At 54.1% G+C, this 12395-nt stretch carries 16 protein-coding genes; 10 read left to right on the top strand and 6 right to left on the bottom strand.

Features of this window, described 5'->3' with window-relative positions:
- Positions 1 to 597, bottom strand: coding sequence for a hypothetical protein (locus BM145_RS07190; protein ID WP_093332890.1), 597 nt, complete (start codon positions 595 to 597; stop codon positions 1 to 3).
- Between the two features lie 603 nt (positions 598 to 1200).
- On the opposite strand from BM145_RS07190, the gene BM145_RS07185 reads away from it, so the two are divergent.
- Positions 1201 to 1779, top strand: a complete 579-nt coding sequence (locus tag BM145_RS07185) for a recombinase family protein (RefSeq protein WP_093332889.1) — start codon at positions 1201 to 1203, stop codon at positions 1777 to 1779.
- A 323-nt stretch (positions 1780 to 2102) separates the two neighbouring features.
- On the opposite strand, the gene BM145_RS07175 is transcribed toward BM145_RS07185, so the two are convergent.
- Positions 2103 to 2432, bottom strand: coding sequence for a hypothetical protein (locus BM145_RS07175; RefSeq protein ID WP_143090130.1), 330 nt, complete (start codon positions 2430 to 2432; stop codon positions 2103 to 2105).
- Between the two features lie 130 nt (positions 2433 to 2562).
- Positions 2563 to 4398, bottom strand: coding sequence for a glycosyl hydrolase family 28-related protein (locus BM145_RS07170; protein WP_093332884.1), 1836 nt, complete (start codon positions 4396 to 4398; stop codon positions 2563 to 2565).
- 83 nt (positions 4399 to 4481) lie between these two features.
- On the opposite strand from BM145_RS07170, the gene BM145_RS07165 reads away from it, so the two are divergent.
- A complete protein-coding gene (locus BM145_RS07165) occupies positions 4482 to 5114 on the top strand; it encodes a hypothetical protein (protein ID WP_093332883.1) in 633 nt (210 codons plus the stop codon).
- A gap of 23 nt (positions 5115 to 5137) precedes the next feature.
- Here the strand turns inward: BM145_RS07165 and BM145_RS15660 are convergent, their stop codons facing one another.
- Entirely contained in the window at positions 5138 to 5752 is a 615-nt protein-coding gene (locus tag BM145_RS15660) for a hypothetical protein (RefSeq protein WP_143090129.1), read from the bottom strand.
- Between the two features lie 119 nt (positions 5753 to 5871).
- Between BM145_RS15660 and BM145_RS07160 the strand changes: the two genes are divergently transcribed.
- Positions 5872 to 6495, top strand: coding sequence for a hypothetical protein (locus BM145_RS07160; protein ID WP_218149634.1), 624 nt, complete (start codon positions 5872 to 5874; stop codon positions 6493 to 6495).
- 881 nt (positions 6496 to 7376) lie between these two features.
- Here BM145_RS07160 and BM145_RS15655 read toward each other — a convergent pair.
- Complete coding sequence (locus tag BM145_RS15655) at positions 7377 to 8054, bottom strand: hypothetical protein (protein ID WP_143090128.1); 678 nt, start codon at positions 8052 to 8054, stop codon at positions 7377 to 7379.
- A gap of 115 nt (positions 8055 to 8169) precedes the next feature.
- On the opposite strand from BM145_RS15655, the gene BM145_RS16000 reads away from it, so the two are divergent.
- The 4 genes from BM145_RS16000 (at position 8170) to BM145_RS15645 (ending at position 10220) form a co-directional block, all read left to right on the top strand.
- Positions 8170 to 8463: a hypothetical protein gene (locus BM145_RS16000; RefSeq protein ID WP_093332879.1), complete on the top strand. Its 294-nt coding sequence runs from the start codon at positions 8170 to 8172 to the stop codon at positions 8461 to 8463.
- Positions 8411 to 8758 (top strand): hypothetical protein, encoded by a 348-nt coding sequence (locus BM145_RS07150; protein ID WP_143090127.1) that lies wholly within the window; start codon positions 8411 to 8413, stop codon positions 8756 to 8758. The genes BM145_RS16000 and BM145_RS07150 overlap by 53 nt, the downstream gene beginning before the upstream one ends.
- Before the next feature lie 97 nt (positions 8759 to 8855).
- The gene (locus BM145_RS15650; RefSeq protein ID WP_143090126.1) at positions 8856 to 9254 is read left to right on the top strand and encodes a hypothetical protein; all 399 of its coding nucleotides are present in this window, start codon (positions 8856 to 8858) and stop codon (positions 9252 to 9254) included.
- 78 nt (positions 9255 to 9332) lie between these two features.
- A complete protein-coding gene (locus BM145_RS15645; RefSeq protein WP_143090125.1) occupies positions 9333 to 10220 on the top strand; it encodes a TIR domain-containing protein in 888 nt (295 codons plus the stop codon).
- Positions 10221 to 10259: 39 nt separating this feature from the next.
- On the opposite strand, the gene BM145_RS15640 is transcribed toward BM145_RS15645, so the two are convergent.
- Complete coding sequence (locus tag BM145_RS15640) at positions 10260 to 11231, bottom strand: STM4504/CBY_0614 family protein (protein ID WP_143090124.1); 972 nt, start codon at positions 11229 to 11231, stop codon at positions 10260 to 10262.
- 142 nt (positions 11232 to 11373) lie between these two features.
- Between BM145_RS15640 and BM145_RS07145 the strand changes: the two genes are divergently transcribed.
- The 3 genes from BM145_RS07145 to BM145_RS15635 form a co-directional block, all read left to right on the top strand.
- Positions 11374 to 11628, top strand: a complete 255-nt coding sequence (locus BM145_RS07145; protein WP_218149633.1) for a PDDEXK family nuclease — start codon at positions 11374 to 11376, stop codon at positions 11626 to 11628.
- A 77-nt stretch (positions 11629 to 11705) separates the two neighbouring features.
- Positions 11706 to 12131 carry an NUMOD4 domain-containing protein gene (locus tag BM145_RS07140; protein WP_143090123.1) on the top strand — a complete coding sequence of 142 codons (426 nt, stop codon included), beginning with the start codon at positions 11706 to 11708 and terminating at the stop codon, positions 12129 to 12131.
- A 41-nt stretch (positions 12132 to 12172) separates the two neighbouring features.
- Positions 12173 to 12395 (top strand): transposase (locus BM145_RS15635; protein ID WP_143090122.1); only part of this gene is annotated, 223 nt, incomplete at its 3' end.

Genomic DNA, 12395 nt, shown 5'->3' with positions numbered 1-12395 from the left:
TCATTCACCTGCCATGATGTAGCGCAGACCTCGGGCGAATAGCGCCACCAGCGCACCGAAGACTCCGATTGCTAAAGGCGTGCCATAGTCAGGGGATGGAATGGATGGCTCATAATCACCGTCATAGTAGCCATCACCAACCCCGGCCCGTTCGCCTGTCGAGAGAACCGGGTGTCTTGCCTCCCATGCTGCGTGTTCGCGCTCGGCGCGCGGAACGCTATCGATCTGACTGGCTGCGTAGATGACCGATCCGCCGATGATGACGACACCAAGCGCGACGCCGATCCAATGCACGAAGCGCGCGAGGCGGATCAGAACCGTCGTTTCGGTCTTCTGTTCGACCGGCCAAATCCAAGCAGGCATCAATCCTCCCCATCCTGTCTCTTTCACGACATCGAGCAACATGCTCCCAGCCATGAAAACCGCAATCACGCTGCCGACTGTCAGGCTGGTTTGCCACGGATGATCGCGCAACAGGGCGGCGCGAGGGCCGTGTGCTGTCAGTCCTACAAGGTCGAACGCCTTCCCAAGCAGGACTACGCCCCACGTCAACACAGCGCCTAGCAGAAGGCCCACCAAGGCTCCGCCGCCGATCATAACAGCGTCGTCGCGTGTTGCTCGTCTCGTCATCCGCTAACCCCTTGCGTGACATTAGACGCAGGTAAGCGGCAGGCAAGGGCGTTGCTTGACCGTTTTCGCAGCGGTAGACCTAACCGGAAGAGGGGGAGCGATCCAAATCAGTGTCTGACTAGCGTTTACGTTTGGCGAGTTTGAAAAATGCTCGCGGTCCTGACGGCGCTGGCCGATTATTTCCAAAATGATACAGAGTAACATGGGGTGGGGGTGGCCCTCCGAAAAACTTAACCCTCTATCCAGATTGTCAACAAAAACCTTACTTACGGCTCCAACTATTCTTCTTGGGGAATACTTGCCGCGCCAAGACTACATGACCGTCAAGGGTATTTTTTCCCGACTATACTTGCGACTACCTTGACTGTTAGAAAAGGCAGTGGGTGATAGTTCAATCACATAATTTGGCACAGTTCTTGATGCAGGCACAGCGCACTGTCGCAACCACAGTCTCACAACTATGTCGTATTGACACACCCTAGAAGTTAGTGCGGAACTTGTCGCACTACCTACTTGTTCTAGTTTTGAGACTGTGCCAGACAGTCAGAGTAGGTTTTGAGGCAAAGCGTCATGGCGAAGATTGCATACTACCGGGTTTCGACCACCGACCAGTCTGTTGAAATGCAGCGCAACGCGCTTGGTGGTGGCTTTGATCGCGAATTTAACGACATCGGCTTGTCAGGGTCGATCCTCGCAGCAGAACGTCCCGGTTGCGCTGCGATGCTCGACTACATCCGCGATGGCGACATTCTCTATCTGTATGCGCTTGACAGGCTAGGTCGCGATGCGTTGGACGTTCAGCAGACAGTGCGCCTTCTGTTGAAGAAGGGCGTGCACATCGATGTTCGCGGCATCGGTCTGATTGCTTCCGGCGTAGGCGAAGTCATCGTGGCTGTCTTGGCGCAGCTTGCTGACCTTGAACGCCAGCGTATCAACGAACGCTGCGCAGCCGGTCGAGTGACCGCGAAGGAGCATCATGCTGCTACTGGTCGCACCCATCGTGGCAAGACCAGCCTTGGTGGTCGCCCTAACGCTGCCTGTCAGCAGACTGTTGTCGCATGGCGGCGCGAGCATCAGGCGTCGATCAGTCAGACGATGGCGCGCTTCAATATCAGCAAGTCGACAGTGGCGCGCTACTGCGCTGCCTGACCGTCTCGACCAGCGTCTGCCTTCCTGTCAGCCTGACCGTCAGGCTGAACCGTGTTCATGACCATTGCGGCACGCTTCCTCAAATCGTCCAACACGGCTGCTGGCGAACGCTTTTGAGCCTTCCTACGCATCGTGCCCCTGATCGCCCGCAGATGGCCGTAGGAGCGCGTTTAGCGCCTCTTGGCGTCCATCCTGCTCCACGACCCCTCTGGCGTTCAAAACGGCTGTAATCGCCTCCAAGCGATCCTTACCGCCTTGGACGCCCTGCATCTTGGTTGCGAGGCGCTGTAGCTGATCGTCGCTGTAGCTGTCGTAACCAGCCATCAGTTGATCGTCGGTCCATCGTTGCGCTTACCGTTAGCGGCAGCGATCTTACGCAGCGTCTCTGGATCGAGGCTGCCAAGCTGTTCAGCCGCAATCTCCTGATCGCTGACACGCAGATGTTCGACCTTACGGGTAGCTGCACCGTAACTGCGTTCGATAGCGAACTGCACCATCTTCAACTCGGGTCCGGTCATGCCTTCGCCATTTGAGGCAAGCCACTTTGTCAAGAGTTGTTCCAAGATGGTCGCGGACATTGGACCGATGATGTTCGTCAAGTATTCGTCGGCATCCATCCCGGCGATAGTCTTTTTAGTCTTGTAGTTTTTCATTGTTCTCCTTGAATACTTGTCTGCCCAGAGTAGTCTGCAAGTATTGGTTTGTAGTATAGTTTACGACTTGTTCATGTGAAGAAAAATAAAGATTTTACTTGACGCGATTTTGTGAGAAACGGCCGAACTATTAGTTCGGTAAGCTTACGGCGGGTAGTTGGTAAACCCAACGCACTGGACTACCGTTTTGATCGACGAACTCGGCAACGTGATAGAACCCATACCCTGCGCTCTTACGAAGAGTGTAAGTTTGTCCATCACTCATTACATCGCCAACAACGTTGACACCGGTAGAGCCCTGCGAACCAGTCAAGTAGCCGATCATCGGCAAGATGGTGTCGATGATAGGAACATCACCTACAGGCGGCGCGGCGGCAGGATATGGATTAGAGATCGTAACATTTTGGACATCTCCGATTGCCACCGCGACAGGGCAAGAGGGGTTTAGCTGAGCAGTAGAACCCGGCGTAACGCTTATGGATTGCAACCCACCCGCTGCATTCAAGCTGCCGATATAAGTCGTGCCAGTAAAAGCATCCGCAACGTTGATAGCCGTGTAGTCGCTGCCGGGATTAGTGACCGTGGCGTGATGAATCTTACCGTCATATCCAGCAACAGCCCACCCGCGCGCACCGCTACCACCACTTCCGGATATGTTGAGAGCAACGACGCGGCTCCACTGTCGGGTATCAAGTGACTGAATCTCCACACCCCATGCATTATCAATGCGTATCATCGCGCTGGCAGATGCCAGATAGGGGTTCTGACCCAACGCCCCGATTGCGAATGGTGTCGTGATAACGATGTTGGTTGTGCGCGCCGCATCGGCCTGCCCGATGACTATAGGTTGCGCTACATTTTCGAAGTAAGGCGCGACGAATGTTAGCTGGTAGCCGCATCGAACAAAAAGACCATACTTTCCACCCTGACACGCAAGGCCGGTGAAAACATTCCCTGCGCCGTTAGGTAGAGATTTGTCGGCCTCAACGCGCCCCTGCGCGTCATAGTAGAGACAATAAAGATGGCTCTGACTATCGCCAGTATATAGCGTATCGAAGTGCGTCGCGTTCACCGAACCCAAGATGCGATAACATGAAGATGCAATGTTTGCCTGCTCTGTGGACAGACGCTGAACCTTGCCGCCGTAGAAGTTGGCAAAGGTAAAAGCATTTTGCCACGTTCCCAAAACCTTGATGTTCTCAACAACGATACCTACGCCAGAAATGTCTGAAACGCTTGCGGGGGCGATGGTAAATGCATCAGTCCCGCTACCGCTAATCAGAAGGTTCTTGACGGTGTAGTTGCCTCGGACGTTCGGATCGACCGCCTCATGTAAAACTGCCTTTCCGGGACCATTGTAGAGGATGGTCGGAAGGTTGTCGTCTCCAATCAAGCTGACACCGCAACGCAGCTTCAAGGTCGTGTTACCGATGCTGTATATGCCACGGGGAATGAACACAGAACCGCCGCCGATACTGGCGACGTGGTCTATGGCAGCAGTAATGGCATCGAAATCGTAAGTGGTGCCAGTTCCTGTTGCGCCGAAGTCTCTGACGCTGACGGTATCGTTCAGCTTGGCTGCAACAGACCGGTTACCATAGCCGACCAGTGCGCTGCCACCCGGCGCCATGACATCGGCCAGACCGTCGCCCTTTGGTCCTACAGGGCCAATGGGGCCAATCGAGCCGGTAGCGCCCCGGATGCCGCGACCCACTGACAGAACCCATCGACCAGTGGCGATGCTTGTGACCGGCTTGACCGTGTTCAGTCCGTCATCGGGATCGTTGTTGCTGTCCTGCCAGACATAGACACCACCGTTCTTGTCGCCGGGTTCAAGCTGTCCTGTAACAATGACCGTGGCACCGTCTCGAATACCACGCGGCAGGTAGTTGCGAAGAGCATCGACGTTCAGAAGAGTGGGGATGTCTCCGCCTACAGAAACCTTTGATTGGAAGAATGAAACCATGCGGTATTTATACCGATGGCATTGACTGTCGCCGTTTAGGTCAGCATCTTATGCACAGCATTGCTTGCAGAAGAGGAAGCGGCATGTCTGACGATAGCAGCGAAGAAATCATTATTTCGTCAGACATGCTGCATGTTCTACCTGACGATGTGCGCTTGCATTTTGAGCAGATGGCAGAGGAAGCGCAGGCCGTGCTTGCGCAGGTTCAACCGGAACTCAAACGCATTGCGACGCTGACAAGAGCACTGACGCATATCGTCACGTTGCAATACATCATGGATAAGCTTCTGGCTTCGCGGTTCGACGCCAACATGGAATACTTCTACGAACTCGACATGCTGACAACCGCCTTTGTCGTCACTTACGCGCGATTGCATCTTGGCAAGGGAGGCGCTGGCTTCGACAAAATGCAGCTACCGGAAGACTTGCGCGAGATGCACGACGAGGTCATGACTCTTCGCAACAAACGCTTTGCCCACGATGACGAAGATTTGGGCTTCATACAAAGTGAAATGGAGGTCAGCTATGCTGATGACCAGTTCATCGTCTACCCTCGATTGAGCGTGCGCTTCCAAATCGGCGGCGATCCAAATTGGAAGAAGCTGGTCAATGCCATTCAGGAAATCTACTATGACCGCAATGCCGCTATGATCGGGCATCTGACTCGCAAAACGGGCGAACAATGGAAGTTTGCAGAGCAGCCGCAGCAAGACTAGAAGTGTGGGTCTGGCAAACCATGTCAGGTAATTCTTGCTTCCTTTTCCAACCTTTCGAGTAGTTCATTGCAACGTGCAACGGCATCATCCGTTGCAAGTTTGTAGATTTCATCTCTTCTGCGGCGATTCTCTTCTGATCTGTCGGGATTGGGGGAGTATGGAAGTTTGGTGTCTGCAGCCATCATCACGGCGTCATAAAGCTGGTATGCATCGTCAGAGGCTTCATTAGAGAAAAGGCGAGTCACCAGTTTCGAAAGTTCGAAGAAGCTGTCTTCTGCACCGGGCCAAATACCGTTTGGCGTAAAGATGTGCTTGTCACCAAGGTCTTGCAGCGCAACGATGACCTCGCTGCGAAGCGGAAATGCGTCGATCTTGTGCTGACGCTCTGCCGTTTGTCGAGCAAAGGCATACTGTGCCTGACCGAGACGCCAGACCATGAAAGCGAAGAACGCCTGCGACGCCATCGCAAGCGCAGCGATCAGCGTATCCCATGGTTTGGCGCTCTGTGCGGTCGCAATGAATGCGATCAGACCCACGATCGACCAGAAAAGGATCGCCACCACAATCGCAGCCCATTCATCCCATATGCCTGTCAAGCGCGACTGGATGGTGATGGGGTGCGAAGGGGGCGTCGCCATGACCGCCAGCGACCATCTGGAGGGAGCGCTGTCAAGAGACGCCGCTTGACTGCCGCTCCACGCTGATCGAGCATCCTGCAATGCCTAATACATCGCTCCTATCCCGTCGCTTCAACGAGTTGACCGAGCAGGTAATCGCGCTGGAGGCCACCAAGCAATACTCTAGCGACAGCTACTCAAGCGGCAACTACATCAATGACGAAGCATACACGAACTGGAAGACGAAGGCTCGTCACCTCCTTGCAACCGCGTGCGGAAGCGATTCCATCCACCTGAAAGAGTTCATGGAGAGGGAGGGCGGCGGCTTCTATTCAACAAACCATCAAACCCTGCTTCAGGTGAAAGCCGTCTTCGAAGCCGCCAAGGAAGATTTCGAGGGCGGCTATCTGAACTCTGTTCGCAGTATGGTGCAGGCGGAGTTGTTTAGCGATGAACTTGAGCAAGCACGCGAGTTACATCGAAGTGGCTACCATATAGCTGCCGCTGTCATCGCCGGCGTTGTTCTCGAAACGACGTTGCGTGGCTTATGCGCCGAAGAAGGAATCGGCACCGGAAGCCTGAACAAGATGAATGCTGATTTAGCCAAGGCTGGCCGCTACAACCTGTTAGCGCAGAAGCGCATCACGGCTTTGGCTGACATCCGCAACAATGCCGCTCATGGACACGTTGACCAGTTCACTGCTGCTGATGTTGCGGATATGATAGACAGGGTAGAAGCGTTCGTGACGGATCAGCTTTCATAGGTGATGTTGCAGTCTCCATGCTAATTAAGGAGGACAAGCTTACGCTTGTCCTGTTCTGCACTCATTCGTTCGCTGTTCGCTCACTCATTCGCTTGAACGGATTCTAGTAGTAGAGATTGAATATCTAAACACTTAATCACTCATCCTCGATTGAAGAAGACAGAACTATCCCCCTGAACACCTGAAAGGCTTACTTAAAGGCAGACGGGCCAACGGGACCAAGCTAACTTACCACGCCAGATGACTGGCTTTGCTTTCAGGTGTTCAGGGGGATAGTGGGTGTTTTCTCATCCTGCGATGTCGAAGACTGGTGGCTTGCGTCGTGGCTAAAAAGCCGGGGAAGGGGGACCGCCGAGGAACCTTCCGCGCCGCATACTATCAAGGCCAATCGTTACAGATTGTAGCCTTTCGGTCGGTGTGGATCACGTAGGGAAGCCGCCTGTTTACTCTGACCGCCCTACGCTGCGGGGTTGTCTAGATCGACAGAGCCCCGCTCATTGATAACAAGGGTCCGCCTCACGGAAGTCAGCGTCGCCACACGACGCATCAGCTGATTAGATTTAATCAGGGGACTTCTGATCCCAAAGATATTTATACCAGACTAGAAAAATGGTGCGCAACAATAAAAGACGGCAGCATGAAATGGATCATGCCACCGTCTCTTTAGCAACAACTAGGAGTATCTTACCAACGGAACTTCCGTCACTTCTATTTATCAAATTTGATGTTTTTGCCGCAATATAAATCGGCTCGCGATATAAATACTCGACTGGTGTGGTCCATGGGGCTGACCAGCGGCGCAGACATGATGTGGATTCGTCTGCGCAGGGGCCGGGTCAAGTCGAGACAATCAGTCTCCTTCCCGGTCCTGCATCTTCTGACTACGACCCGTAGATGGGATCAAATTCCTGACGCGTCGGTAGCATACCCGGCCAAGGCTGCATGAAGTTCGGACCGCAGGCGGCTACCCAATCGAAGAAGTCGATTACATTGTTGTGGGACAGATGTATAATCTCATACGGGTCCAAGGGAGAGTCATACGGCGAATATGTTTGATCGTTTAAGTAGCGGTCGTATCCACCTTCGCGTAACCGTTGAATCCAGCTTGGATTATCGTGTTTAAGCGCGTTGTTGATGAAGTGGAGTGGTTCCAGACGGTTCAGGCTGACCGCGCTTGCACCTGTAGAAGCAGCAAGGCCGACTAGATCGGAATGACTCGCGTGTTTTCTCCCCGTCCATGCTACCCAACGTAATACCGAACGCTCCCACAGATGGTAAAGCGCCGTTATCACGCTCTTTCGCAGAGCGACACGGGATGCACTAACTGCTTGGTATTCGATTTCCAGAAGCCAGCGTCTGGAAACTTTATTGCCTTGGCTATCTATCGCATCGTCATTCTCAACGTCTGCCATCAGTCGCTCGATATGTTCGACCAACGCGTTGTGCGTATCGAATTCGTCGAACTCCGACGCTTTGTTGGCCGCTTCATATGCCTGTCGAAGAGCGGCGAGGAGACGCGAGAACTCGTGTGAGTGACGGGAAGCTGTTTGATCGTCCATACGGCGTATATAATCTTTATCGGTCAGCCTTCTACTGCCGGTAAGTTGAATCATTCGTGGTCGCGTTGAATTGAGGCAGTCAGTCTCCTTCCCGGTCCCGAAACTAAATACGACCATGCACCGACACGATCACGCCCGCTTCAAGACCGACGCTCTGGCACGCGTCCTAGCCCTGACCCCTTACATCGTCCTATATCGTTCGCCTGCCGATCCTACACCTGATGACATCAAGCGCGAGACAGAGCGTCTGAATGCGCTCCCTGCTGACCAGCAGATGGTCGTTGCCTGCGGGGCGCTCGGGTTCGACGTTCTCGAATACCTGCTGGAGAAGGCAAGGTTCAACGCAGATGTCGAACTTGACCAAGACGCCCTGCCCGGTTGCGTCGATTGGCAGGGTGACGATGCCTAAACTTAACCGTGACCATGCTGCACGGTCGCTGACGCTCTTCGACTTCCACTTCGTCTGCCCCATGCCACGCAGCATCGTTCCATCCCGGTTGGTGGCGTGGTGCAACGAGAACGTCGAACATGGCTGGCTGATGCAGTTCCCACGCAAAGGTATGCCGACGTTCGCAACGACTGTCTTTCTGTTCTCCGACTACGACGACTGTGTTCGGTTTCGCGACCAGTATTGCTACACTGACAAGTATCATAAGCGGCCGCATGAAGACGATTACATGCAGGCGTTGGCGGACAATGGATGACCTCGCGGGATGGCCGTAGGAGCGCGTTTAGCGACCATCAGGCACTCGCTCCTACCCGGCGTCAGAAAACGGCTCCTCCGCGCTCTGTGGGGCGCTGATGGCGATTGTAAGCACCACCGACTGGCAGCGGCTCGTCATCGAGTGCGCGGACGAACTCGACCAATGGCACCCGCAATGGCGTGAACTCGACTGGCAAGCGATGCTCGACCAACCCGGCTGGCATCTGCTGACCGATGGTGCCGGGTCATGGTGTCTGCTGGAGCCCGTCAATGGGTCAACGATGGGGCACATCTTCATTCACGGTCATAGTCGGGGTCGTGCTGGATCGGAGATTGCACGAGCGATGCTTGGCTGGATCGCGAGCGCCGGAATTGCATCCATAGTAGCTACGCCGAACGCGCCAAAGACTCGGCTGTTTCTGCGCTGGTTGGGGTTTCGCACCGACGATGTTGACCCGTCTTTGATGCGGCTACGCATAGTTGCTGCACGGGTTTAGGCGGCGAAGGTTCGCGATTGCCCAGCTTACCGGATAGCTGCTAGCCTCGTTAGCGAGCGTAACTCGGAAGGCTGGCAAGTGGCTGACAAAAAGATGTGTTTCATAGTTGGGCCGATCGGCGACGGCGGCACAGAAACTCGAAAGCTAGCGGACTGGCTCCTAAGGGGTCTCTTCAAGCCGGTTCTTGAAGACGAATCGATAAACTTTATTGTCAAGAGAGCCGATGAAGATGCCGATCCCGGCTCCATATCGAGCGCGTTAATTACAGACTTAATCAATGCCGATCTCGTTATAGCTGACCTGACGGGTTTCAACCCCAATGCGTTCTACGAGCTAGGTATACGTCACGCCCTACAAAAACCTACAATCCACGTCATCGCCGAGAACGTGAAGCTCCCATTTGATAATCAAGACCAGCGAACAATCTATGTCGATATTTCGGATTTTGAGGCTATTGAGAATGCCAAGAACCGCTTGAAAGCGGCTGTGCTGGCGACGCAGGTTCATGGCTACAAAGTCAGCAATCCTGTCACGATGGCTGGCGCAATTACAGCCTTGAAAACCAGTGACGATCCTAAAGACCGAGCCATCGGCGACATGGAAGAGCGACTGGCCCGATTGGAGCGCGACCGCATAGCAGAGGGCATAAAGGGTCAGGGGCCGTTATCTACGATGACGTTAGAGCAGGCACGGAACGCTCTAGTCCACAAGAGAGGGGCCGCGTTTAAGTGGACCTATCCGATCAATGCATCTTCCTTGCAAGACGCGCTAGATCGCGGATTGCTGAAGAAGGAACTCGAATCCGAGCTTTTACGAGCATCAGATGACGAAAGAGCAAGGCTTTATGCTGCCGCTTTAACCGGCGAATTTGGCAGTAGGGCTCAGAAATCAGCGCTCGACCACATTGAAGGCGTTGCTTACGAGAAAGAGGCAGAAGAGAAAGATAACTTGAACAAGAAAAGATAACGTTCTTCTGCTATCCTCGAATGCGAAGTAGGCTACTCTTCAGAAACTTGCCGCTGCCTTTAACGACCCCGAAGGGGCTACGTAGGCGTCACTTGCTTCTACCAGAAATTTGATGACGACAGCCGTCTGGTGGATTTGAAGCGTGGCAAGGTGCGTCGGGATGACGCGTGGAGTTGTTCCAGCGCCATGCGCTGCCGACTTATTTCGGATCGTTGGAATAGCGGACTCCAGCATACTACGAAGAGAGCCGAACCCCTGTCCGAGATAGGTGGCAAAAAGGCCATTGTTGACGCAAACCGTGATCAGCGTTTGTGCAGTATCGTTGGGCTGCACGGCCCAACCATGCTCGGCTGCGATCACCTTCAGCGTCGACTCAAATGCCTTTGCGCATTCGGTAAGCGCAGTTTCGTAGTCGTTATGACGATAGGCTTCGTGCGCCCGCCGATATTCTTCATCAACTGTAGCGAAGCGGCCTTGACCAAGTAGCTTCAACACGGGAACTACGGCGTCTTTGTGAATGAGGGCAGAGTCCACCCTCATTATCTCGCCTTCGTTGTATGCGTATCCAACACCGGCTTCGGCGAGACGTGCGTTGAACTCCGCTAAAGCGTCGTCGGGCGACGAATTAACGTAAGCCCGAGCGTTAGCATAGTTCTGTCGAACCCAACGATCTACTATTCCAAGCGCAAACTCCAGTCCATCCAGTAGATCATCAATGCGATCTTCCTCTTCGATCCAAGTGAGAAACTCTCTAGAAAGATCGTTACCAGCCCCACGCGTCAAAACGTGAACCCCCTGCTCTTTTCGACAGAAGGCCACAATTGCATCATAGGCCACTCTAGGTAAGTATGTGTATTGCGAGCCAGCGTGGTAGCCGCCAATCGCGTCCAATAGTATCATGACGATCTGCCGCCGCAGTTTTGGCGGAAAGTCGTCATACTGATAAACATCAGCCCCGGTAGAAGCAGCAGCTTGACGCCTTCGGCGGGAAAATGTCGCAGGCAGGGTCATCAACGCGGTCCTTCGGAGCTTCTGGTCGGCGGTTGATAAATACCGCCATGCTCGACCACCGAACGCTACCCGGTGGCAAAAGCGTCCGCAACCGTTTCGAAGCGCGCTTTCAAAAACTCCACCCGGAACTCGCCTATGAGCCTTGAGGCTGACCTACACGCTTCAGTGCACCTACACGCCTGACTTCGTCGATCACGCCAACCAAACCATCTACGAAACAAAAGGCAGACTGGATGCTGCCGACCGACGCAAGATGTTGGCTGTCAAACGCCAGTATCCAGATTGGCGGATCGTCATGGTTCTACAGCGCCCCAACCTTCTAGTCGCCAAGTCCAAAACCACTTACGCCGCTTGCTGTGAGAAAAACGGCATAGAGTGGCAACACTTCAAATGCTAGCTAATGGCACACTTTCACGCAGTTTAAATAAATACTTTTGGAGCAAGAATAAGTCTTCTCCAAAAGGAGTATCTACAATGTCAACGGAAACTATTTGGAGAACAATCGACGGCTACAGCCGCTACGAAGTCAGCGAAGATGGCAAGATTCGCAAGAAGAAGCGTGCAGGCGGATATAAGATTATCAACCCTTGGTTGTCTGATAATCATTATAAAATCGAGTTGACCGACGACTACCAGCAGCGTCGTCGCCTCTATCTACATCGTGTGGTGCTGGTCACCCATGGTCCCGAGCAGCCGTCAGACAAGCCGCTGGCACTCCACCGCGATGACAACCCGGCGAGCAACCACATCGACAACATCGTCTGGGGTGATAAGTCCGACAACGGTAAGATGGCTGCGCAGAACGGTAAGCTTCGACCATTCGCCGACCAGAAGTTCCTGACCGTCGAAGAAGCTGCGCAGGTGCGTTCGATGCACAGTCGCGGTGAGGTGGCCCCCTAAATGACCTGACAGGATCTCGCTCTTGGATAAGAGTGAGGCATATGACTGACGGTACGACCAGGCGTTACAATGACGGCGAGGTCCTTTCCGGTGTTCAGCGCCGGAGGCGATGGACACCGGAAGAGAAGGTCCGGATCGTCGAGGAGACGTATTTGCCCGGCATGAGCGTGTCGCTCGTCGCCCGGCAGCATGGCATCAGCGGCAGCCAGGTCTTCACGTGGCGCAGGCTGATGAACCAGGGCGCGTTGACCGCCGCGGCAGCCG

It is taken from the genome of Sphingomonas rubra, from assembly GCF_900115745.1.
In the GTDB taxonomy this organism is placed as follows: domain Bacteria; phylum Pseudomonadota; class Alphaproteobacteria; order Sphingomonadales; family Sphingomonadaceae; genus Sphingomonas; species Sphingomonas rubra.
This window is presented reverse-complemented; position numbering and strand designations above follow the sequence as displayed.

What these genes read in the sequence shown, in the direction of transcription:
- BM145_RS07190 (WP_093332890.1), bottom strand. Translation starts at nt 597, where the DNA reads ATGATCGGCGGCGGAGCCTTGGTGGGCCTTCTGCTAGGCGCTGTGTTG.
- BM145_RS07185 (WP_093332889.1), top strand. Translation starts at nt 1,201, where the DNA reads ATGGCGAAGATTGCATACTACCGGGTTTCGACCACCGACCAGTCTGTT.
- BM145_RS07175 (WP_143090130.1), bottom strand. Translation starts at nt 2,432, where the DNA reads ATGAAAAACTACAAGACTAAAAAGACTATCGCCGGGATGGATGCCGAC.
- BM145_RS07170 (WP_093332884.1), bottom strand. Translation starts at nt 4,398, where the DNA reads ATGGTTTCATTCTTCCAATCAAAGGTTTCTGTAGGCGGAGACATCCCC.
- BM145_RS07165 (WP_093332883.1), top strand. Translation starts at nt 4,482, where the DNA reads ATGTCTGACGATAGCAGCGAAGAAATCATTATTTCGTCAGACATGCTG.
- BM145_RS15660 (WP_143090129.1), bottom strand. Translation starts at nt 5,752, where the DNA reads ATGGCGACGCCCCCTTCGCACCCCATCACCATCCAGTCGCGCTTGACA.
- BM145_RS15655 (WP_143090128.1), bottom strand. Translation starts at nt 8,054, where the DNA reads ATGGACGATCAAACAGCTTCCCGTCACTCACACGAGTTCTCGCGTCTC.
- BM145_RS16000 (WP_093332879.1), top strand. Translation starts at nt 8,170, where the DNA reads ATGCACCGACACGATCACGCCCGCTTCAAGACCGACGCTCTGGCACGC.
- BM145_RS15650 (WP_143090126.1), top strand. Translation starts at nt 8,856, where the DNA reads ATGGCGATTGTAAGCACCACCGACTGGCAGCGGCTCGTCATCGAGTGC.
- BM145_RS15640 (WP_143090124.1), bottom strand. Translation starts at nt 11,231, where the DNA reads ATGACCCTGCCTGCGACATTTTCCCGCCGAAGGCGTCAAGCTGCTGCT.
- BM145_RS07140 (WP_143090123.1), top strand. Translation starts at nt 11,706, where the DNA reads ATGTCAACGGAAACTATTTGGAGAACAATCGACGGCTACAGCCGCTAC.